The 20,927-nt window shown below is 72.5% G+C and carries 15 protein-coding genes and 1 tRNA gene; 7 read left to right on the top strand and 9 right to left on the bottom strand.

The annotated features are described in order from the left end of the window. Positions 1–326: 326 nt before the first annotated feature. The 4 genes from LCD31_RS14130 to mfd all read right to left on the bottom strand — a co-directional run bounded on the left by LCD31_RS14130 (position 327) and on the right by mfd (position 8,145). On the bottom strand, positions 327–1,424 hold the full coding sequence (locus tag LCD31_RS14130) for a MazG family protein (RefSeq protein ID WP_224958618.1): 1,098 nt from the start codon (positions 1,422–1,424) through the stop codon (positions 327–329). Positions 1,425–1,663: 239 nt separating this feature from the next. Further along, a complete protein-coding gene (locus LCD31_RS14125; protein ID WP_224958617.1) occupies positions 1,664–2,593 on the bottom strand; it encodes a SurA N-terminal domain-containing protein in 930 nt (309 codons plus the stop codon). Positions 2,594–2,656: 63 nt separating this feature from the next. Next, positions 2,657–4,183 carry an LCP family protein gene (locus tag LCD31_RS14120; protein ID WP_224958615.1) on the bottom strand — a complete coding sequence of 509 codons (1,527 nt, stop codon included), beginning with the start codon at positions 4,181–4,183 and terminating at the stop codon, positions 2,657–2,659. A 341-nt stretch (positions 4,184–4,524) separates the two neighbouring features. Then, entirely contained in the window at positions 4,525–8,145 is a 3,621-nt protein-coding gene (gene mfd, locus LCD31_RS14115; protein WP_224958613.1) for a transcription-repair coupling factor, read from the bottom strand. A gap of 247 nt (positions 8,146–8,392) precedes the next feature. Between mfd and LCD31_RS14110 the strand changes: the two genes are divergently transcribed. Then, on the top strand, positions 8,393–9,580 hold the full coding sequence (locus tag LCD31_RS14110) for a sorbosone dehydrogenase family protein (RefSeq protein WP_224958611.1): 1,188 nt from the start codon (positions 8,393–8,395) through the stop codon (positions 9,578–9,580). A gap of 15 nt (positions 9,581–9,595) precedes the next feature. On the opposite strand, the gene LCD31_RS14105 is transcribed toward LCD31_RS14110, so the two are convergent. Together LCD31_RS14105 and LCD31_RS14100 are read right to left on the bottom strand one after the other, a co-directional pair. Then, the gene (locus LCD31_RS14105) at positions 9,596–10,192 is read right to left on the bottom strand and encodes a TetR/AcrR family transcriptional regulator (RefSeq protein WP_224958623.1); all 597 of its coding nucleotides are present in this window, start codon (positions 10,190–10,192) and stop codon (positions 9,596–9,598) included. A gap of 265 nt (positions 10,193–10,457) precedes the next feature. Continuing rightward, entirely contained in the window at positions 10,458–11,423 is a 966-nt protein-coding gene (locus LCD31_RS14100; protein ID WP_224958610.1) for an acyl-CoA desaturase, read from the bottom strand. A 308-nt stretch (positions 11,424–11,731) separates the two neighbouring features. On the opposite strand from LCD31_RS14100, the gene LCD31_RS14095 reads away from it, so the two are divergent. From LCD31_RS14095 to LCD31_RS14080, 4 genes are all read left to right on the top strand, one after another. Then, positions 11,732–11,802 (top strand) — tRNA-Gln (locus LCD31_RS14095). A gap of 127 nt (positions 11,803–11,929) precedes the next feature. Then, positions 11,930–13,633 carry a diguanylate cyclase gene (locus tag LCD31_RS14090; protein ID WP_224958609.1) on the top strand — a complete coding sequence of 568 codons (1,704 nt, stop codon included), beginning with the start codon at positions 11,930–11,932 and terminating at the stop codon, positions 13,631–13,633. A 519-nt stretch (positions 13,634–14,152) separates the two neighbouring features. Beyond that, positions 14,153–15,583, top strand: coding sequence for a bifunctional UDP-N-acetylglucosamine diphosphorylase/glucosamine-1-phosphate N-acetyltransferase GlmU (gene glmU, locus LCD31_RS14085; RefSeq protein WP_374108041.1), 1,431 nt, complete (start codon positions 14,153–14,155; stop codon positions 15,581–15,583). A gap of 37 nt (positions 15,584–15,620) precedes the next feature. Then, complete coding sequence (locus tag LCD31_RS14080; RefSeq protein WP_224958607.1) at positions 15,621–16,592, top strand: ribose-phosphate diphosphokinase; 972 nt, start codon at positions 15,621–15,623, stop codon at positions 16,590–16,592. A gap of 93 nt (positions 16,593–16,685) precedes the next feature. Here LCD31_RS14080 and LCD31_RS14075 read toward each other — a convergent pair whose 3' ends face one another. From LCD31_RS14075 to LCD31_RS14065, 3 genes are all read right to left on the bottom strand, one after another. Continuing rightward, positions 16,686–17,297, bottom strand: coding sequence for a malonic semialdehyde reductase (locus LCD31_RS14075; protein ID WP_224958606.1), 612 nt, complete (start codon positions 17,295–17,297; stop codon positions 16,686–16,688). Positions 17,298–17,386: 89 nt separating this feature from the next. Continuing rightward, positions 17,387–18,694, bottom strand: coding sequence for an Nramp family divalent metal transporter (locus tag LCD31_RS14070; RefSeq protein WP_224958605.1), 1,308 nt, complete (start codon positions 18,692–18,694; stop codon positions 17,387–17,389). Between the two features lie 131 nt (positions 18,695–18,825). Continuing rightward, positions 18,826–19,473 carry an NAD(P)-dependent oxidoreductase gene (locus LCD31_RS14065; RefSeq protein WP_224958604.1) on the bottom strand — a complete coding sequence of 216 codons (648 nt, stop codon included), beginning with the start codon at positions 19,471–19,473 and terminating at the stop codon, positions 18,826–18,828. An 80-nt stretch (positions 19,474–19,553) separates the two neighbouring features. Between LCD31_RS14065 and LCD31_RS14060 the strand changes: the two genes are divergently transcribed. After that, positions 19,554–19,931, top strand: coding sequence for a winged helix-turn-helix transcriptional regulator (locus LCD31_RS14060; protein WP_374108039.1), 378 nt, complete (start codon positions 19,554–19,556; stop codon positions 19,929–19,931). A 263-nt stretch (positions 19,932–20,194) separates the two neighbouring features. Then, positions 20,195–20,827: a 50S ribosomal protein L25/general stress protein Ctc gene (locus tag LCD31_RS14055; protein WP_224958602.1), complete on the top strand. Its 633-nt coding sequence runs from the start codon at positions 20,195–20,197 to the stop codon at positions 20,825–20,827. Positions 20,828–20,927: the final 100 nt, after the last annotated feature.

The raw sequence follows: 20,927 nt of genomic DNA, 5'->3' as shown, positions 1-20,927 counted from the left end.
CCGCCGTCGGGGGGCGCCACCGCGGGCGGGGGGACGGCCTGCACGCTGGGTCGGATCTGCTCGGGTTCGCGGTCCGGCTCGGTGCCGCACGAGACGAGCAGCGCGATCATCGGTACCACTCCGGCGAACCGCCACGACCTGCTCGTGCTGAGTTGCTGCGACACGAATGCCCTCCCTCTCCCACTCCAGTGTGCACGTACCGGATCAACACCCGGGAGCGAACCGGACTTTTCGCTCGCCGCCGCGCGGGCACCGCCCGGATCAACGAGTGCGGGGGTGCCGCGGTGCGGGCGGACGGCCGCCCCACCGATTCAGTCCACAGTGGACTAGTTGTGATCGTTCCCGCTGGTCGCACCGCCACGGCTCCAGTAGGAGGCCCACTGCTCCGAGGTGAGCCGGTGCGGATCGTGCCCGTCGGCCCGCGCCGCGGCCTCCGCTGCCCGCACGCGCCCGTCGAAGTCCAGCGCGGCGGCGCGCAGCTCGTCCTCCGGATCACCGCCGTCCAGCCTGGCGCGGGCGACCAGCTCGAACAAGCCCGCCCCCGGTGATCCGGCGGCGGTGAGCAGCTCGCGCGGCACTCCGGCGCGGTCGGCGCGGTTCACCAACTTGGCCGCCAGCGCCGCGGCGGGCTGCCCGGTGGCCACGCCGTCCAGGACGGACTCGCGCTGCTTCTCCCGCTGCTTCAGCTCGTCCCAGCGCAGCTGCTGGGACTCGGCGTCGTGCACCGAACCTGCCTCGGTGAACACCTGCGGGTGCCGGGACACCAGCTTGCCGACCAGGTCGGCGGCGACCTCGTCCACCCCGAACGGTTCCGCGCCGTCCTCGGCCGCGATCCGCGCGTGGAACAGCACCTGCAGCAGCACGTCCCCCAGCTCTTCGCGCAGCGACGCCCGGTCCCGCTGCTCGATCGCGTCCAGCAGCTCGTAGGTCTCCTCCACCAGGTAGCGGCGCAGCGAGTCGTGGTCCTGCTCCGCGTCCCACGGGCAGCCGCCCGGCGAGCGCAGCCGGTCCATCACCGCCACCGCGTCCAGCAGTTCCGCACCCACCGGTGGTTGCGCGCCGAGCAGGACCGCACCCGCTTCCAGCAGCGCCGCCGCCTGCGCCGAGTGCACGTCCGGGGCGAACAGCACCACCGGTTCGCGCTCGGCCCCGGCCAGCAGCTCCGGCACGTCGGGCGTTCCCGGGTCGTCCAGCGCGGAGACCGTGGCGGGCGGGAGTCCCGGCACCGCGTGCACCGCGGCGGCGCGGCGCAGCGCGGGCACCGCCGCCGCCGGGATCACGTCCCCGAGGCGGTCGTCCACGAGCACCACCGCCGTCCCGGGCGCCACCGTCCCGAGATCCGGGAAGCGGGAGGTCGCGCCGGTTCCACCGGAACCGCTGGTGCGGTCGCCGGACCCCGGCGCCGCCGAACGTGCGTTGTGCATGGCGCGATTGTCCCAACCGCGCGGCCGTCCTCCGCCGCAGTGCTCGATCCATGCCGCGGAGGTTGCCGGGGAACCCGCCCGCACCCCCGTCCGACACACCGGCGCATCACCCGGTACGGGTGATCTTCGGCGACTCGCGCCGCGAAGATCACCTGTTCGGCCGCAGCCGGGGCATCGGCACCGCGGCACCCCGCCCGGTCGGCGGTGCGGACGCGGGACGGCGACCGCCCGATCCGCCGTCAGGAACGCGCGCCGGGCAGGACGATCCCGGTGGTCTCGTCCGCGTTCGGCGCCGCCGACAGGCCCAGCTCGTCCCACACGCCGTAGCGCGGGCTCAGCTCGACCCCGACCTGCTGAGCGGTGACCCGCAGCAGCTGGTCGCCCAGGGCCTGCATCTTCATCTCGTCCGCTCCGGCGGCGCTCGGCGCGGGCGGCGGCGGGCCCACCTCGCGGCGCTTGATCCGCACCACCGTCCACTGCCCGGACTGCGGCTGCAGCTCGAACGCCATCGCCGTGCCGGTGCGCGCGCCGAACAGCGGGGTGCCCGCCGCCAGGTCGGGCACGTCGGCGGAGCGCAGCCGCTGGTCGGCGGCGGCACCCGTCCCGGCCTGCCGGTCCTCGGCGACGAGCGCGGCCGATTCCGCGTCACCGCCCGCCATCCGCCGCACCTTCTCCTCGGCTTCGCGGCGGTTCACCGCGGAGGTGACGTCGTAGACGACCGACAACCGGTCCACGTACTTGCGGCCCAGCTCGGCCGCGAGCAGCCGGCTGCGCACCACGTCCTGGATGTCGCTCTCGGTGTAGATCTGGCCCTTGCTGGCGGCCTGCGGACCACCGGCCGAGTCGATGACGTCGGCGACCCGCCGCTCGTCCACGTCCAGGTCCTCGGTCCGCGCGGCCTGCTTCATCAGCTCGCGGCGCACCAGATCGGCGGCCATCCGGCGGCTGAGCTCGCCGAGCATGCCCTGCTCGGACAGCTGCGCCTTCGCCTCGGGCTCCTTGTCCAGGACCGCGCGGTAGCGGCTCTGCACCTCGTTGACCGGGATCCGCGCCTCCCCGACGAACGCCGCGGCGCCCGCCTTGCCCGGTTCGACACCGCAACCGGCGAGCAGTGCGCAGCAGAGCAGGATCAACGCGAGCGGGCGGACCCGGTGCATGGCGGAACTCACAGCGATCACCCTCTCACGAGATCATCGCAGGGTGAAACCTCCGCCCGCCGGGTCCGGCCCCGGTCAGTTCACGCAGGGCACGCCGCCCGCGGTGATCGGCTGCTCCGGTTCCTGGGCGAGCCGCAGTCCGTCCAGCCGCAGTGCCTTCGCACCGGCGAAGTTCACCGCACCCGGACCGTCGTAGTCCGCGCCGAGGTACACCTCGGCGGTGCCCGCCGGGACGGATCCGCTGGTGCGCACCGGGATTCCGCCGAGCGCCGCCGCGACCTGCTCCCCCGCGTCCTGCTCGCCCGCGGCGACCCGCACCGAGGAGGAGCTCGCCGACGCCGCGTTGCCCGTCGACCCGGTGCCGAAGCCCTGCGCCGCCAGGTGGTTCGCCACGCCCGCGGCCAGGCCGGTGATGCCGGAGGCGTTGTAGACGTCCACGGAGACCTCCGCCGGGGAGCTCGACTCGGAGGTCTCGGGCTGCGCCTCCGGCGACCGCTCGGCCTGCTGGCGCACCGCGCGTTCTTGCGGGGACAGCAGCAGGTTCGCCACGAACCGGTGCACCTCGTCCTCGTCGGCCTGCACGTCTTCGCGCCCGGACGGGCCGACGAGCTCCACCGGGATGGTGTGGAAGTCGATGTCGCCGCCCGCGATGCCGTGCATCTGCTGCGCGAACTCCATGATGTCCCAGCCGGAATCGACCACCACCGACTTCTGCAGCGCCCCGATCAGCTCGCCGAGCCGCACCGGGTTGCCCAGCGTGCCCGCGGACAGGATCTTGTTCGCCAGTCCGGACATGAACACCTGCTGGCGCACCACCCGGTCCAGGTCGTAGTTCGGCAGGCCGTAGCGCTGGCGGACGAAGGCCAACGCGTCCGCGCCTTCGACCGTCTGACGCCCGGCGGGGAACACCGCGCCGGAGTGCGCGCTGTCGTCCACCGCCTCGTTCAAGCACACCTCGACGCCGCCCACGGCCTTGGTGACGTCGTAGAACCCCAGCAGGTTGACCTCGGCGTAGTGGTCGATGCTGGCGCCGGAGAGCTCTTCGATCGTTTTGATCAGGAATTTCTGGCCTTCGGCCTTGGATTGCAGTTCCAGCTGCTTGGGGTCGGTGACGCCGTCCTGTTCGAGGCGGTGGCGGGCTTCGCTCTTGGCGCGGCCGAGGGCGGAGTTGAGCTTCTGCTCGCCGTAGCCGTTGCCGAGCTGGACCATGGTGTCGCGGGGGAAGGACACGGCGCTGGCGCGTTGCCCGCCGTTGGGGATGCGCACCAGGATCATCGTGTCGGTGAGGTCGCCGCCCTCGTCGTCGGTGGCGCGCAGTTCCTTGAGCACCTCTTCGGGCAGCGGGTTCCCGTCGGCGTCGGTGCGGCTGTCGTTGCCGACCAGCAGCACGTCGGTCGCGCCGTCCGGCGAGTTCAGGCCGCTGCCGATGACATCGCTGCCGGAGAGCCCGCCGGTGACCCCGTTGAGGGCGCCCCACGCGTAGGCGCTGCTCCCCAGGACCGCCACCGACAGCAGGGCGATCACCGTGCGCCCGAAGAACTTCCGCGCGCGGCGCGGCCTGCGCGGGCGAGGTGGTTCGCGGGGAACGACGGGGTGCCGCACGGTCGTCGCCTCGCCGGGACGGGACGGCCCCGGACGAGCATTCCTCGGTCGCTGCGGTCCTCGTGCACGCTCCACGCCCTCGTCCTCTCCCCGCCCCTGCAACACCAGGAGGCGCGCCGACCGGCGCGGCCACCTACGAGTTCAGACGCGCCACGGCCGAGCGGGTTGCCTCCCGGCACCGCACGACCACCGATCAGACCCCGGACCACCGGCGGGAGCGGAGCGCTCGCGAACGCGCGCCGATCATGCCCCGGCGCACGCACCACCGCCAGCAGAACCGCCGAGCACGCACCCGTCCGGCCGAGCGGAACGCACCGCGCGGCAGCGGGTTCAGGACGCGGTCAGCCCACCGGCGCCGGTCGACCGGCGAGCGAGGTCAGCAGGGTCGCGCACCACTCCAGCAGCGCCTCGTCCCGCAGCGGCGGCGCGCCGATCCGCCCGCCCGCGGCACCTTCGGTCGGCCGCGGCACGGACACGGTGCGGACCGTCGCCTTGTACACCGCCTTCGGGTAGAGCCGCTTGAGCCGCATCTGCTGCGAGTCGGCCAGTTCCAGCGGCGCCACCCGCAGCGAGGAGCCCTGCAAGGTCACCTCGGTGACGCCGTGTTCCCGGCACACCTGGCGGAACGCGGCGACCTTCAGCAGTCGCCGCACCGGTTCCGGCAGCGGACCGTAGCGGTCCTCCAGCTCGGCGCGCACCGCGTCCAGCGCGGCCTGGTCCCCGGCCGCCGCGATCTTCCGGTAGGCCTCCAGCCGCAACCGCTCCCCCGGCACGTAGTCGTGCGGGATGTGCGCGTCGACCGGCAGGTCCACCCGCACCTCGGCGAGCTCCTGCTCCAGGTCGGCGGTGCCCGCGCCCGCGTGCTGCTTGAACGCCTCCACGGCCTCGCCGACGAGCCGCACGTACAGGTCGAAGCCGACGCCCGCGATGTGCCCGGACTGCTCGGCGCCGAGGATGTTGCCCGCGCCGCGGATCTCCAGGTCCTTCATCGCCACCGCCATGCCCGCGCCCAGCTCCGAGTTCTGCGCGATCGTCGCGAGCCGGTCGTGCGCGGTGTCGGTGAGCGGCTTCTCGCCCGGGTACAGGAAGTACGCGTAGCCGCGCTCGCGGGCGCGCCCGACCCGGCCGCGCAGCTGGTGCAGCTGGGAGAGGCCGAGCATGTCGGAGCGCTCCACGATCAGCGTGTTCGCGTTGGAGATGTCCAGCCCGGTCTCGACGATCGTGGTGCACACCAGCACGTCGTGCTCGCGCTCCCAGAACCCCTGGATGATCTTCTCCAGGCGCTCCTCGTTCATCTGGCCGTGCGCGGTGACGATCCGCGCCTCCGGCACCAGCTCGCGCAGCGACCGGGCGGCCTTCTCGATCGTGGAGACCCGGTTGTGCACGAAGAACACCTGGCCGTCGCGCAGCAGCTCGCGGCGGATCGCGGCGCCGACCTGCTTCTCGTCGTAGGCGCCGACGTAGGTCAGCACCGGGTGCCGCTCCTCCGGCGGGGTCAGGATGGTCGACATCTCGCGGATGCCGGCCATGCTCATCTCCAGGGTCCGCGGGATGGGCGTCGCCGACATCGTCAGCACGTCCACGTGTGTGCGCAGCGCCTTGATGTGCTCCTTGTGCTCGACGCCGAAGCGCTGCTCCTCGTCGACGATGACCAGTCCGAGGTCCTTGTAGCGCACGCCGGTCTGCAGCAGCCGGTGCGTGCCGATCACGATGTCCACCGAACCGTCCGCGAGGCCCTGCAGCGTCTGCTCCGACTCCTGCGGGGTGGTGAACCGGGACAGGCCCTTGATGGTGACCGGGAAGGAGCGCATCCGGTCGGTGAAGGTGTTCAGGTGCTGCTGGGCGAGCAGCGTCGTCGGCACCAGCACCGCCACCTGCTTGCCGTCCTGCACGGCCTTGAACGCGGCGCGCACCGCGATCTCCGTCTTGCCGTAGCCGACGTCGCCGCAGATCACCCGGTCCATCGGGACGGCGCGCTGCATGTCGGCCTTCGCCTCGTCGATCGCGGCGAGCTGGTCCCCGGTCTCGGTGTAGGGGAACGCGTCCTCCAGCTCCCGCTGCCACGGGGTGTCCGGGCCGAACGCGTGGCCGGGCGCGGACTGGCGGGCCGCGTAGAGCTGCACGAGTTCGGCGGCGATCTCCTTGACCGCCTTGCGCGCCTTGGCCTTGGTGTTCTTCCAGTCGGAGCCGCCGAGCTTGTTCAGCGTCGGCAGCTCGCCGCCGACGTAGCGGGACACCTCGTCGAGCTGGTCGGTGGGCACGAACAGCCGGTCGCCGGGCTGGCCCCGTTTGCTGGAGGCGTACTCCAGCACCAGGTACTCGCGGGTGGCGCCGCCGACGGTGCGCTGCACCATCTCCACGTACTTGCCGATGCCGTGCTGCTCGTGGACGACGAAGTCACCGGCCTTCAGCGCCAGCGGGTCCACCGCGTTGCGCCGCCGCGAGGGCATCCGGCGCATGTCCTTCGTGGACGTACCGCCGCGGCCACCGGTCAGGTCGGTCTCGGTGAGCACCACCAGGCCCACCCCGGCGGCGGCGAAACCGTCCTCCAGGCCGCCGCGCACCACGGTGATCACGCCGGTCTCGGGGGCCGCGGTCAGCCCGTCGGCGGCGTGGCGCACCGGCAGCTCGCCGTCCCGGAACTGCTGCACCGCGCGCTGCGCCGTCCCCTGGCCGGGCACCACCAGCACCGCGGCGCCGCCGGAGGCGGTGTGCGCGCGCAGGTCGGTGAAGGCCCGCTCCACCTCGCCGCGGTAGGCCTCGACCTGCTTGAGGCCCAGGTGCACCACGCCGCGGTCCGCGCTGTCGCTGCTGAGCTGGGTCAGCGTCCACCACGGCAGCCCGATCTCCCGGGTCCGCTCCTCGACCTCCGCGAGGCCCCGGTACGCCGAGGCGCCCAGGTCGATGGGGGCCTTGCCGCCGTCGGCGGCGACCATCCAGGACGCCTCCAGGAACTCCTGCCCGGTGCGCACCAGGTCCGCGGCCCGCGCCCGCACCTTCTCCGGGTCGGACAGCAGCACGTGGGTGCCGTCCGGCACGAGTTCGGTGAGCAGCCGCATCTCGCCGTCGCACAGCGCCGGGATCAGCGCCTCCATGCCTTCGACGGCGGCGCCGCCCGCGATCTTGCCGAGCATCTCGGACAGGTGCGCGTCCGCCTCGTGCCGCCGGGCCAGCTCGGCCGCGCGCTCCGCCACCTCCGGGGTGATCAGCAGTTCGCGGCAGGCGGGGGCGTACAGCGCGGTGTCGGTGGCATCCGGCAGCGAGCGCTGGTCGGCGACCGAGAACGGGCGGATCTCGGTGACCTCGTCGCCCCAGAACTCCACCCGCAGCGGGTGTTCCACGGTCGGCGGGAACACGTCCACGATGCCGCCGCGCACGGCGAACTCGCCGCGCTTCTCCACCATGTCCACGCGCGAGTAGGCGAGGCCGGCCAGCCGTTCCACCAGGTCCTCGAAGTCGTGCTCGTCGCCGAGCCGCAGCCGCACCGGGGCCAGCTCGCCCAGGCCGGGCGCGATCGGCTGGATGAGGCTGCGGACCGTCGTGACCAGCACCCGCACCGGGCCTTCGGCGTGCTCCTCGGGGTGCGCGAGCCTGCGCAGCACCGCGAGCCTGCGCCCCACCGTGTCCGCGCGCGGGGACAGCCGCTCGTGCGGCAGCGTCTCCCAGGACGGGAGCACCGCGATGCCGTCCGCGCCGAGCAGGTCCTCCAGCGCGGACGCGGTCTCCTCGGCCTCCCGGCCGGTCGCGGTCACCAGCAGCACCGGGGCCGCCGCACCGGTGTCGGCGGCGAGCGCCGCCGCGGCCAGCGGACGGGCGGCGACCGGGCCCTCCAGCACCAGGTGCGGCCGACCGGCCGCGGACACCACTTCGCGGAAGGTCTCCTCCCGCAGCAGCGCGTCGAGCAGCCCGTGCAGCGCGGCCGGAGCCGCGTCGGTCGCCGTGGCAGGACCAGCCTGGATCATCAGAATCCCTCGCACCGAGAACGGAAAGCGCACAGACCCGTCCCCGGGACGACTGCGTCCGAGTCCGGCGTGCGGGGGTCGGCGTCGCGACGGCTGAGCCGGGACCGGCTCTCCCCAGGCGGACCGGTTGCCGGGTGGCGGGAGTCGCCGTCCAGCCTACGACTCCGCACCGACGACGTCCGGTCGCCCCGCGCCGGCGGGGCGCGGACGGGCACGGCGGGTGCCCGGGCGGTGCCACACTGTGGCGATGCGCGCTAGCCGAGTCGCCGCCGTCGCCCTGGTCGTCCTGCTCGGCGCGTGCGGCGCCCCGGACGGCGCGCCACCGCCGCCGAGCACCCGCGCTCCGGACCCGGTGCCGTCCACGCTGCGGGTGGAGGTCCTCGGCGGCGGCTTGGAGCACCCGTGGGACCTCGGCTTCCTGCCCGACGGCACCGCGCTGGTGACGCAGCGGCCGGGACGGCTGGCGCTGCTCGCCGACACCAGTCCCGGGGCGCAGATCCGGCCGGTGCGCGCCGACCTCGACGACGTGCTCGCCGAGGGCGAGGGCGGCCTGCTGGGAATGGTGGTGCACCCGGACTTCGCCGAGAGCAGGCGCTTCGTCACCTGCCAGACGCACCGGCGGGACGGGCGGGCGGTGGACGTGCGGCTGGTGACCTGGCGGCTCGCCGAGGACGGCGGCAGCGCCGAACGCGTCGGACCGCCGCTGCTGGCGGGCCTGCCGGTGAACCCGGGTGGCAGGCACTCCGGCTGCCGCCCGGAGCTGGCCGCGGACGGCGCGCTGCTGGTCACCACCGGCGACACCGCCGACCCGGCCGCCGCGCAGGACCGCCGCGGGCTGGGCGGGAAGGTGCTGCGGATGGACCTGCGCACCGGTGCGCCGCTGCCCGGCAACCCCTTCCTTGACTCCCCGGACCCCGCCGAACGGTTGGTCTACAGCTACGGGCACCGCAACCCGCAGGGCATCGCGCAGCGCCCCGGCGGCCAGGTGTTCGTCGCCGAGCACGGGCCGGACTCCGACGACGAGCTCAACCTGCTGCGCCCGGGCGGCAACCACGGCTGGGACCCGTCGCGCGGCGGCGACTCCGATTCCTACGACGAGTCGGTGCCGATGACGGACCTGCGCCGGTTCCCGGACGCGGTGACCGCGGTGTGGTCCTCGGGAGGGACGACGGAGGCGGTGTGCGCGGCCGCGTTCCTCACCGGGGGGACGTGGGGGCGGTTCGACGGGATGCTCGCGGTGACCGCGCTGAAGGGGTCGAAGCTGATGCTGTTCCGCCTGGCCCCGGACGGGTCGGTGCGGGAGGTCCTGGTACCACCGGAGCTCGACGGCCTGCACGGCAGGCTCCGCGCCGCGCGGCTCGGCCTGGACGGCGCCCTCTACGTCACCACGTCCAACGGCACCGACGACCGGATCCTGCGCGTCACCTCGTCCTGACCCGCCGGACGGAGGTCAGCGCCAGGTGCCGAGCTTGGGCTTGTGCTCCAGGTTGGAGAGGCCGTTCCAGGCGATGTTGACCAGGTGCGCGGCCACGTCGTCCTTCTTCGGCTTGCGCGCCTCCAGCCACCACTGGCCGACCAGCGCGACCATGCCGACCAGCGCCTGGCTGTAGAGCGGGGCGAGCTTCGCGTCGTAGCCCTTCGCGCTGAACTGGAGCCCGAGGATGTGCTCGACCTGGCTGGCGATGTCGTTGAGCAGCGAGGAGAACGTGCCGGTGGTGGAGGCCACCGGCGAGTCGCGGACCAGGATGCGGAACCCGTCGGTGCAGGTGTCGATGTATTCGAGCAGCGCGCCCGCGGCCTGCTCCAGCAGCGCGCGGGGGTGCCCGGCCGAGAGCGCCGAGACGATGCGGTCCAGCAGGGCGCGCATCTCGCGGTCCACGACCACCGCGTAGATGCCTTCCTTGCCGCCGAAGTGCTCGTAGACGACCGGCTTGGACACGCCGGCCCGGTGCGCGATCTCCTCGATGGAGGCCGCTTCGAAGCCCTTCTCCGCGAACAGGGCCCTGGCCACGTCGAGCAGCTGCTGACGTCGTTCCTCACCGGTCATCCGGACTCGGGTGGTGCGGGCCGAACGCCGCCTGGTCTCCGAATCCGGCGAGTTCCGCTTGCGCCGTCCTGCTGCCACGCAGGTCACCCTATCCGTCGAGATCCGCCGAGGTGCGCGCCTCCCCGATCGCGCGCGGCGCTGCGCACCCGGGGAGGGCGGGCGCGCGGCCGCGCGACGAGGAGGCCGGCCCGGCGGCGCCCCCGCTGGGTCACCGGTCCGCGAGGACCGGCCCCGGCGAGGTTCCACCGCCGTGACCGCCGGAGGGTCAGCCCTTGTAGTCGGTGACCGCGATCCGGGCCAGCCGCTTCTCGTTCGGCCAGCGGACCTTCCAGGCCCAGCCGACCTTCTCGAAGAACCAGATCACCCGCGCCGAGATGTCCAGCTGCCCGCGCAGCACCCCGTGCCGGGCGCAGGTCGGGTCAGCGTGGTGGGAGTTGTGCCAGGACTCGCCGAACGACACGATCGCCAGCGGCCAGAAGTTCGCCGCCTTGTCGCGGCTCTTGAACGGGCGCTCGCCGATCATGTGGCAGATCGAGTTCACCGACCACGTGATGTGGTGCAGCAGCGAGACCCGCACCAGCCCGGCCCAGAAGAAGCCGGTCAGCGCGCCCCACCAGGACCAGGTGAGGAGCCCGCCGAGCACCGCGGGCAGCACCAGGCTCAGCGCGGTCCACAGCACGAAGAGGTTGTTCAGCTTGACCAGCCGCTCCTCCTTGTGCAGGTCGGGCGCGAACCGCTCCTCGTTGGTCATGTTCCGGTCGAACAGCCAGCCCATGTGCGCGTGCCAGAAGCCCTTGGCCAGCGCACCCGGAGTGCTGCCGAAGCGCCACGGCGAGTGCGGGTCGCCGTCGCGGTCCGAGTAGGCGTGGTGCCGCCGGTGGTCGGCGACCCAGGTGATCACCGGGCCCTGCAGCGAGGTCATGCCCGCGATCGCGAGCGTGGCGCGCACCGGCCAGTTGGACTTGAACGAGCCGTGCGTGAACAGCCGGTGGAACCCGACGGTGACGCCGAGCCCGCTGAACACGTAGAAGAAGGCCGCGAGGCCGACGTCGACCCAGCCGAGGCCCCAGCCCCAGGCGAACGGGATCGCGGCGACGAGCGCGACGCACGGGATCAGGACGAACGCGTAGACGAAGAACTGGGCGAGTCGGGGACGGGCCCCCGCGGTGAGCGGCTTGGGCCCGGACTCGGCCCCGGAAGTCTCGGGGGCAACGTCGGTTGCTGCGGTCATACTCAGTACCTCTACTGGGTCAGGTGGCGGAAGAACGTTGGTCGGCAGCGCCGGGAAAGCGGTGTCGGCCCCGCAGATCCTACGGGACCGTAACCTACGCCAGCGTAAGTTGGTGGATGCACAATCGTCACCCCCCGGCGACGGAAATACGGCGTGTCGCTACCGCCCGGGCGTGTCCGGATCGTCGGTTCCGATCGTTCGTGCACCCGTGAGAACGATCACCCTGGACGGGCATGCCACGATGTCGACTGGGCGACCGCGGTCGGTCGGCGTGGCGGTAAGCTCTGGCGCCGGACCACATCGCCCGATCCGCCGTGGTGTAAAGGCAGCACCTCAGATTTTGGTTCTGATGGTCCAGGTTCGAGTCCTGGCGGCGGAGCAGCGGTCCCCGCGACGCCGTGCGCGATGTCCCGACGGGAACCGTGGTCGATCGCCGACCTCCCCGGCCCCGGCCGGGCTTGGATGCCAGCAGGGGGTGTGCGCCGCTGCGCGAGGACACGACGGACGTGCGCGACGATGCGGCAACCGCGCTGAGCGAGGTCAGCGACGCGTGGTTGGTCGGTCGCGCTCGCGAACTCAACGCCGTCGGCCAGAACAGCGACGCACTGGGCCAGCGCGGCACCATCCGCGAAGCCGACGGCCTGCTCGCCGAGGCGCAGCGGCGCGGTGAACCCCGCATCGTCGCCCAGCTGCTGCGGCACTGCGCCGCGATGCGGCTGTCCTCCTCCGGGCTCGCGCACGGCGCCGAACCGCTGCTGGACGAACTCCTCACGCACAGCCGCAGGCACGGCCTGACCGTGCTGGAAGCCGACGCCTACGCGCTGCGCGGCAGGCGCGCGCTGCTCACCGGCAGCGAGGACAACGCGATCACCGAGGTCGCCAGCGGGCTCGCCATGCTGGAGGACGAACCCGTCCCGGACACCGCGCTGGGCAGGCGCTCCTGGGACCGGCTGCTGGCGACCGCGCTGATCGACCTGGGCTCGGTGCTCACCCAGCTCGGCGTGTACGAGACCGCGGACGAGGTGATGGCCCGCGCGCTGCACCGGATCCGGGAGAGCGGCGGCCCGCACGAGATAGCGCTGCACATGATGAACCGCTGCCGGATGTTCCTCGGCTGGGGTTTGCGGCTGGAGCGCATCGGCCAGCAGGACGCGGCGGGCGAGCGGTTCGCCACCGCCTCCGGGCTGGCGCTCGGTGTGGAGGTGCCGTGGCGGGAATCGCTGTTCCCCCGGCTCGCGGACCGCTCCGCCGCCGACCAGATCCCGGTGCTCGGCGCCGCGCACGCGCTCGCCCAGCCCGGCGAGGAGCACATCGAGCGGTTGCGGCGGCTGCGCTCGCTGGACCGGGCCATCCACCCGCGCGAGAAGATCATCGTGACGATCGCGCTGTCCCGCTGCCTGATCGGCGCGGGCCGGCGGTCGGAGGCGGTGCGGATGCTCTCCGACACCCGCTCCAAGGTCACCAGCGACGCCGCCGACCCCACGCTGCGGATCTCGCTCGCCCGCGAGTACGCGCAGCTCACCGAGCTCGACCAGGACCGGCCCACCAGCGATGCGGTGCACGACTACGTGCTGGACCTGGAGAACGAGCTGTGGGCGATGCGGGAAGGCCGCTACCTGACGCTGAGCACGCGGCTGGAGAACTCGCGGCTGAACCTGCGCCACGACGCGATCACCCAGCAGGCGCTGCAGGACCCGCTGACCGGGCTGTCCAACCGGCGGGCGCTGGACGAACGGCTGGACGCGCTGCTGGACTCCCCGGAGGCGCAGCCGCTGTCGGTGGCGCTGGTCGACCTGGACGGCTTCAAGGAGGTCAACGACCGCTGCTCGCACGCCGAGGGCGATGACGTGCTGCGGGTCGTGGCGAGCACGCTGCGGGACACGCTGCGGGTGGACGACTTCGTGGCCCGCTACGGCGGCGACGAGTTCGTGGTGCTGCTGCCCGGCGTGACGCTGGCCGCGGCCGAGTCGGCGCTGCGGCGGACGGTGGAGGCGATCGCGCGGCTGCCGAAGGCGCTGTCCCGCGGGGTGACGCTGTCGATCGGCGTGGTCGCGCGGCGACCGCAGGAGTCCGGCGCGCAGGTGCAGGCCCGCGCGGACGCGGCGATGTACCAGGCCAAGCGGGACGGCGGTAACCAGGTGGCCACGTTCGCGGTGGAGTCGTCGGGCGGCGACGACGAGGAGACCTGGATCCCGCCGCAGCCCCGCTGATGGTTCACCCGGACCGGCCCAGCCGATGCTCGTGCGTGCACTCTCCGTGAGCGACCCGTCCCCGGGGCGGGCAGTCGGGACCCGGCGGCCCGCAACGCACCGCGACGTCGGCGACCACCCGCCAGCATTCCGCCCGATTGATCACAAAGCAGCAGTTCGGGACGGCTGCGACGTCCGGAGCGGGGTGGACCGGGCAGGTAGCATCGGCGTCCGCCGGACAAGCGGGAAGGGCCACCGGCGCGCGCGCGGCACGCCCCGGTTACCCTTCACCCGCTTGGACGCCACCAGCAGCCGGTTCGCGGCGAGACTGCTCACCGTGACCACACCGACCAGGGCGACTCCGGCGTGTCGGCGTCGAACCCGCTTGAGACCCAAGGGAGTGCGTTGATGCCTCAGGGCGAGAACGCCCGGCCCGCCCCCAGCACGTCCGGCGCGGCTTCCTCCGCTTCCCCCTCCGCACTCGGCAACGCGGGCTCCGCGGTCAGCACCATCGTGCTCGCCGCGGGCGAGGGGACCCGGATGCGCTCCGCGACGCCGAAGGTGCTGCACCCGCTCGCCGGCCGGCCGCTGGTCGAGCACGCGGTGCGGGCGGCGGCCGGGACCGGGCCGGACGACCTGGTGGTCGTGATCGGCCACGGCCGGGACGCCGTCGGCGAGCACCTCGCGCAGGTCGCCGACGGCCTCGGCCGCAAGGTGCACACCGTCGTCCAGGACCGGCAGCTCGGCACCGGGCACGCGGTCGCGTGCGGGATGACCGCGCTGGCGAACCAGCGGCAGGGCACCGTGCTGGTCAGCTACGGCGACGTCCCGCTGCTGGACACCGCGACGCTCGACGCGCTGCTCGCCGAGCACCACGAGCGCGGCAACGCGGTCACCGTGCTCTCGGCGGTCGTCGACGACCCCACGGGCTACGGCAGGCTGGTCCGCGACGCCGCCGGGAACGTCACCGGCATCGTCGAGCAGAAGGACGCCACCGCCGAGCAGGCCGCCATCGGGGAGATCAACTCCGGGGTGTACGCGTTCGACGCGGCGGTGCTCTCCGACGCGCTGGAGCGGTTGTCCACCGACAACGCGCAGGGCGAGCTGTACCTGACCGACGTGCTGTCCATCGCCCGCTCCGACGGCCACCCGGTGGGCGCGCTGGTGTGCGCGGACACCTGGCTCGTGGAGGGCGTCAACGACCGGGTGCAGCTGGCCCGGCTCGGTGCGGAGCTCAACCGCAGGCTGGTGCTCGGCTGGATGCGCGAGGGCGTCACCGTCACCGACCCGTCCTCGGTGTGGCTGGACTGCGACGTGGTGCTCGACCGCGACGTGACCGTGGAGCCGGGAGTGCAGCTGCGCGCGGGCACCACCGTCGGCGAGGGCGCGCTGATCGGCCCGGACACCACGCTGACCGGCTGCACCGTGCACCCGGGTGCCTCGGTCGTGCGCACCCACGGCGAAGGCGCCGAGGTCGGTCCCGGCGCCTCGGTGGGGCCGTTCGCCTACCTGCGCCCCGGCGCGCGGCTCGGCGAGAAGGGCAAGATCGGCACCTTCGTCGAGGTCAAGAACGCCGAGATCGGCACCGGCAGCAAGATCCCGCACCTCACCTACGTCGGCGACGCCGAGATCGGCGAGGGCAGCAACATCGGTGCGGCGAGCGTCTTCGTGAACTACGACGGCGTCGCCAAGCACCGCACCGTGATCGGTTCCCACGCCCGGACGGGGGCGGACAACATGTTCGTCGCTCCCGTCGAGGTCGGGGACGGCGCCTACACGGCCGCCGGTTCGGTCATCACCCAAGATGTCCCCCCGGGCGCCATGGCGGTCGCCCGCGGGAGGCAGCGCAACATCGAAGGCTGGGTGGCTCGCCGCCGCCCGGACACCGCCGCCGATCGAGCCTCCCGGCAGGCTCAGCAGCGGTCGGGATCTGACGACCTGACCACCAATCCGACGAGTGACACCCGATGATGGGCGTCAACGGGGAGGGACGATGACCGTGAGTGCCATGTCTGCGACCCCGAAGAAGAGCCTCAAGCTCTTCTCCGGGAGCAGCCACCCGGAACTTGCCGAGGAGGTGGCCAAGCAACTCGACGTGACGGTCACGCCCCAATCGGCCTACAAGTTCGCGAACGGCGAGATCTTCGTCCGCTACGACGAGTCGGTCCGCGGCTGCGACGCCTTCGTGATCCAGTCGCACTGCACGCCGCTCAACGACGCCATCATGGAACAGCTGATCATGGTGGACGCGCTGAAGCGGGCCAGCGCCAAGCGCATCACCGTGGTCATGCCGTTCTACGGCTACGCCCGGCAGGACAAGAAGCACAAGGGCCGCGAACCGATCTCGGCCCGCCTGATGGCGGACCTGTTCAAGACCGCGGGCGCCGACCGGATCATGACGGTGGACCTGCACACCGACCAGATCCAGGGCTTCTTCGACGGGCCGGTGGACCACCTGCTCGCGCAGACGGTGCTGTCGGACTACATCCGGCAGACCTACTCCGACGAGAAGATCACCGTGGTCTCGCCGGACTCCGGCCGGGTGCGGGTCGCGGAGAAGTGGGCGGACAACCTCGGCGGGACCCCGCTTGCGTTCATCCACAAGACCAGGGACCCCACGAAGCCGAACCAGGTCGTCGCGAACCGCGTCGTCGGTGACGTCGAAGGCCGGCTGTGCGTGCTGGTCGACGACATGATCGACACCGGTGGCACGATCACCAAGGCCACCGAGCAGCTGCTGGAGTCCGGCGCGAAGGACGTCATCATCGCGGCGACCCACGGCGTGCTCTCCGGCCCGGCGGTGGAGCGGCTGTCGTCCTGCGGGGCGAAGGAGGTCGTGCTGACGAACACGCTGCCGATCCCGGACGACCACCACTTCGACACGCTGCGGGTGCTCTCGATCGCCCCGCTGGTCGCCGAGGCGATCCACCAGGTGTTCGAGGACGGTTCGGTCACCAGCCTGTTCGACGGCCACGCCTGAGCGAAGTCCGAACGCACGACGGCCCGGTCCCCCTCGGGGCCGGGCCGTTGCGCGTCCGCGGCGGTCGGCCCGGAGCGGGCGGGCCGAGCGCGATCAGATGGTCGTGACGACCTCGTCGTAGTCGTGGCGGGGCAGGCGGTCGAACCACGGGTCCTCGCCCGGCTTGCCGATGTTGACCACGACGAGCACCTGCTGCTTGCCGTCCGGGAAGAACTCGGCGTTGATGCCCGCCGGGTCGAAGCCGGTCATCGGGCCCGCGGCCAAGCCGGCGGCGCGCACGCCGAGGATGAAGTAGGCGACCTGCAGGCTCGCGTTGAGCCTGGCGTGCTCGGTGCGGAAGTCGTCGTCCGCCCACATGTCCTTGGCGTTGGGGGCGTGCGGGAACATCCGCGGCAGGTTCTCGTGGAAGTCGGTGTCGGCGGCGAGCACGGCGACGACCGGAGCGCTCTCGGTCTTGGCCCGGTTGCCCCCGCCCAGGTGCGGCAGCAGGCGCTGCTTGCCCTCGTCGGAGCGGATCAGGACGATGCGCAGCGGCTGCTGGTTCATGGAGGTCGGGCCCCACTTGACCAGGTCGTGGATGGCGCGCAGCTGCTCGTCGGTGACCTCGTCGGCGCTGAAGGTGTTGGCCGTGCGGGCGTTGCGGAACAGCAGGTCCTGGGCTTCCTCGGACAGCTGGAGGCCGGTCGTCGAATCGGTCGAGGTCATGATCACTTCCTTGCTCGCGGTTTCTCCGAGCAACGTGTTTGAAGCTTCCACCATTCCGGCAGAGGCGCGCGTCACACCCGTCCCGCTCGTCAGAACAGGCCGACGAGCTCGTTGATCGCCACGCCGACGAACAGCAGCAGGCACAGCACCAGCAGCGTGTTCGACAACCACCGGGAGCGGTGCTCGGCCGGCATCATCGAGCGCGAGTTCAGCAGCACCAGCAGCGTGCCCGCCAGGAACGGCATGAACAGCGCGCCCAGCACCCCGTACACCAGCGTCAGCTGGAACGGCTTGCTGAACAGCAGCAGCAGCATCGGCGGGAAGGTCAGCCACAGCAGGTAGATCCGGTAGGGCGCGCTGTGCATGCCCGCCTTGTGGTCGTAGGCCTCGGCGGTCTCCACCGGCGCCTCCTTCGGCAGCCGCCAAGTCCGCCACCAGTCGGCGAACAGCAGGCTCACGCCGTTCCACACGCCGATCACCGAGCTGAACGCGACGGCGAAGAAGCCGACCAGGAACGGGATCCGCGCCCATTCGCCGTAGTCGGCGGCGAGCACGTCGCCGAGGTTGAGCAGGCCCTTGTCGCTCTCGGTCAGGTCCTGGCCGAGCAGGATCTCCGCGCCCACCACCAGCATCGCCACCACGAAGATGCCGGTGGTGAGGTAGCCGACGGTGTTGTCCATCCGCATGATCGGCAGCCACTTCGGCGTCCGCCAGCCCTTCGCGAACGTCCAGTAGCCGTAGGCGGCCATCGTGATGGTGCCGCCGACACCGCCCATCAGGCCGAGCACGTAGGCCACCGAGCCCGCGGGCAGCCGCGGCACCAGGCCCTCGCCGAGCTCCAGCAGGTTCGGCCCGACCAGGAACGCGGTGCCGACGACGGTCACGAACATGACCCCGACCAGCACCGTCATGATCTTCTCCAGCACCGCGTAGCGGCCGAACCACACCAGCGCCAGGCCGAGCAGCCCGCACAGCGCCGCCCAGCCGCCGACCGGCAGCACCGGGAACAGCGCGTTCAGCGGCAGCGCCGAGGCGGACATCGCGGTGGCCCCGTACACGAAGCCCCAGATCACGATGTACACGCCGAAGTAGGCGGTGGCCCACCGGCCGAGCGAGCGCCAGCCGGAGAGCATCGTGCGCTCGCCGCCGAGGTGCCAGCGCCCGACCGCCTCGCCGAGCGCCAGCTTGAACACCGTGCCCAGCAGCACCGCCCAGAACAGCGTGTACCCGTACCGGGCGCCGGCGACCATGGTTGCGACCAGGTCGCCCGCGCCGACCCCGGTGGCGGCGGCCATGATGCCGGGGCCGATCTGCTTGAACCGCGCCCAGCCGGTGGCCGGGACCTGCGGCGCGCTGCCGTTCTCGGCGCCCTGGCCGGAGCTCGTGTCTGCGGACATGCGCGTCAAACTATCGCCGCGCGTGGTGCCGGTCACCCGTCGGCGACCAAACCGTGACGCACGGGCACCGGCACTGCCGCACTTCGCCTGTCAGCGGCGAAGCCGCTGAGCGGAGACGAGCCCACGAAGCCTCAGTAAGCGACCGTGAAGCGGGTGCGGTGGTGGGCCGGTGCATCGAGCTCGTCGACGAAGGCCAGGGCGAAGTCGTCGCCGCCGATCGTCGAGTTCCCCGCCTCGTCGGACAGCAGCAGGTCGCCGCCGACCCGGTAGGTGCCGGTCCGCTCCCCCGGCGCGTAGGCGCCGAACACCGCGGGCGGGCTCACGTAGAACCAGTCGACGTCGGCGGGGGCTTCGCGCAGCGCGTCCAGCACCTCGGCGTGCGAACCCGCCTCCAGCTTGAACTCCGCCGGGAAGTCCGGGGTGTCGATGACGCGGGGACCGCCTTCGGCGACGCGCAGGCTGCCCGCCCCGCCGACGACGCCGAGCCGGAAGCCGTTGGTGCGCGCGGCGTCGAGCAGTGTCGGCACCGCGTCGAGCAGCTTCTTGCCGTCGGCCGCCGGGCGGCCCGGGGTGGCGATGAGCACCGCGTCGGCACCCTTCGTCACGTCGAGCACGAACGCCGGGTCGTGCATCGTGCCCTGGCGCCCGCTGAGCCCGTCGGCTTCGGGCAGTCCGCTCACGTCGCGGGCCACCCCGATCACCTCGTGGCCGCGGGACAGCGCTTCCTTCGCGATCCGGCCGCCCGCGTACCCGGTGGCGCCGAACAGAACGATCCGCATGCGAGATCTCCTCCAGTCGTGGACCTGACCAGGATGGTAACCATTGGTGACCAGTGACTTCACAGTGCTATAAGTACCTGGTGGTTACCAACCTGGTCCCGGACGTGCACGACCCCGCCTGCCCCACTCGCGTGGTGCTCGACCGCATCGGAGATCGCTGGACGTCGCTGGTGGTGCTGAACCTGCTGGACGGCCCGCTGCGGTTCACCCGGCTGCGCGCGGCCATCGGCGGAGTGGCGCCGAAGGTGCTCACCCAGACCTTGCGCGCGATGGAGCGCGACGGCCTGCTCCACCGGACCGTCCACGCGGAAGTTCCCCCGCGGGTGGACTACGAGCTCACCGCGCTGGGCCGGTCGCTGAGCACCCCGATCCAGGCCATCACCGACTGGGCCGAAGCCCACGTGACCGACGTGGAAGCCGCCCGTGCCGAGTACGACGCGGCCCGCGAGGACCGCTGATCGCCCCTGCACCCACCCGGGCGGCGCCCCCTTCCCGCGCAGGCTCTAAACTGTTCGGGTTGCCTCGGCGAGGCCGGGTCCTGCCACCCGGCGTGATCGACGCGGCGGCTCGGTGTTCGCCCTCGTGGACGCGAAGGACCGCCGGCGCCGCCCGCACAAGGTGCCGCCCCGTCCGGTACGCGCCGACCACGCAAGTGGTGCCCCCGCCGCCGCAGGCCGCCGACCAGTTCCGTTCCGCCCGACGTCACGAGGAGTGCACCACCGTGTCCGAGGTACGTATTTCCGTCGAACCGCGCACCGAGTTCGGCAAAGGCGCAGCCCGTCGCACCCGCCGCGCCGGCAAGATCCCCGCGGTCCTCTACGGCCACGGCTCCGACCCGAAGCACCTGTCGCTGCCCGCGGTCGAGTTCGCCCGCGCCGTCCGCGACAACGGCCAGAACGCGGTGCTGACCCTGGAGGTCGCCGGTTCGGCCAACGAGCTCGCGCTGACCAAGACCATCACCGCGCACCCGATCAAGAACTACATCGAGCACGTCGACCTGCTGCTGGTCAAGCGCGGCGAGAAGGTCACCGTGAACGTGCCGGTCGTGCTGGTCGGCGACGCCGCCCCGGGCACCCTGGTCACCCAGGACCTCAACGAGCTCGAGGTCGAGGCCGAGGCGCTGCACATCCCCGAGCAGTTCGAGGTCTCCGTGGAGGGCGCCGAGGACGGCACCCAGATCCACGCCTCCGACGTGCGGCTGCCGAAGGGCGTCACGCTGAGCTCCGCCCCCGAGGGCCTGGTCGCCAGCATCAGCGAGGCCCCCAGCGCCGCCGACATGGAGTCCGAGATCGACGCCGAGGGTGCGGTCGGCGTCGAGGACGAGCCCGAGGACGCCACCGCCTCGGAGTCCTGAGCCCACGACGTCGGGCCGGCGGCCGGGATGCGGTGAACCGCGTCCCGGCCGCCGCGGCTCCGGCCCGCCCGGGCCGAACACCGCGCGGCCGCCCCGGCAC

This window comes from Saccharopolyspora sp. 6M, assembly GCF_020176775.1.
GTDB classification, from domain to species: Bacteria; Actinomycetota; Actinomycetes; order Mycobacteriales; family Pseudonocardiaceae; genus Saccharopolyspora_C; species Saccharopolyspora_C gregorii.
The sequence above is the reverse complement of the archived record's forward strand: the minus strand, read 5'-3'. Positions and strand labels throughout refer to the sequence as shown.

What these genes read in the sequence shown, in the direction of transcription:
- LCD31_RS14130 (WP_224958618.1), bottom strand. Translation starts at nt 1,424, where the DNA reads ATGCACAACGCACGTTCGGCGGCGCCGGGGTCCGGCGACCGCACCAGC.
- mfd (WP_224958613.1), bottom strand. Translation starts at nt 8,145, where the DNA reads ATGATCCAGGCTGGTCCTGCCACGGCGACCGACGCGGCTCCGGCCGCG.
- LCD31_RS14110 (WP_224958611.1), top strand. Translation starts at nt 8,393, where the DNA reads ATGCGCGCTAGCCGAGTCGCCGCCGTCGCCCTGGTCGTCCTGCTCGGC.
- LCD31_RS14105 (WP_224958623.1), bottom strand. Translation starts at nt 10,192, where the DNA reads ATGACCGGTGAGGAACGACGTCAGCAGCTGCTCGACGTGGCCAGGGCC.
- LCD31_RS14100 (WP_224958610.1), bottom strand. Translation starts at nt 11,423, where the DNA reads ATGACCGCAGCAACCGACGTTGCCCCCGAGACTTCCGGGGCCGAGTCC.
- glmU (WP_374108041.1), top strand. Translation starts at nt 14,153, where the DNA reads ATGCGCTCCGCGACGCCGAAGGTGCTGCACCCGCTCGCCGGCCGGCCG.
- LCD31_RS14080 (WP_224958607.1), top strand. Translation starts at nt 15,621, where the DNA reads ATGTCTGCGACCCCGAAGAAGAGCCTCAAGCTCTTCTCCGGGAGCAGC.
- LCD31_RS14075 (WP_224958606.1), bottom strand. Translation starts at nt 17,297, where the DNA reads ATGACCTCGACCGATTCGACGACCGGCCTCCAGCTGTCCGAGGAAGCC.
- LCD31_RS14070 (WP_224958605.1), bottom strand. Translation starts at nt 18,694, where the DNA reads ATGTCCGCAGACACGAGCTCCGGCCAGGGCGCCGAGAACGGCAGCGCG.
- LCD31_RS14065 (WP_224958604.1), bottom strand. Translation starts at nt 19,473, where the DNA reads ATGCGGATCGTTCTGTTCGGCGCCACCGGGTACGCGGGCGGCCGGATC.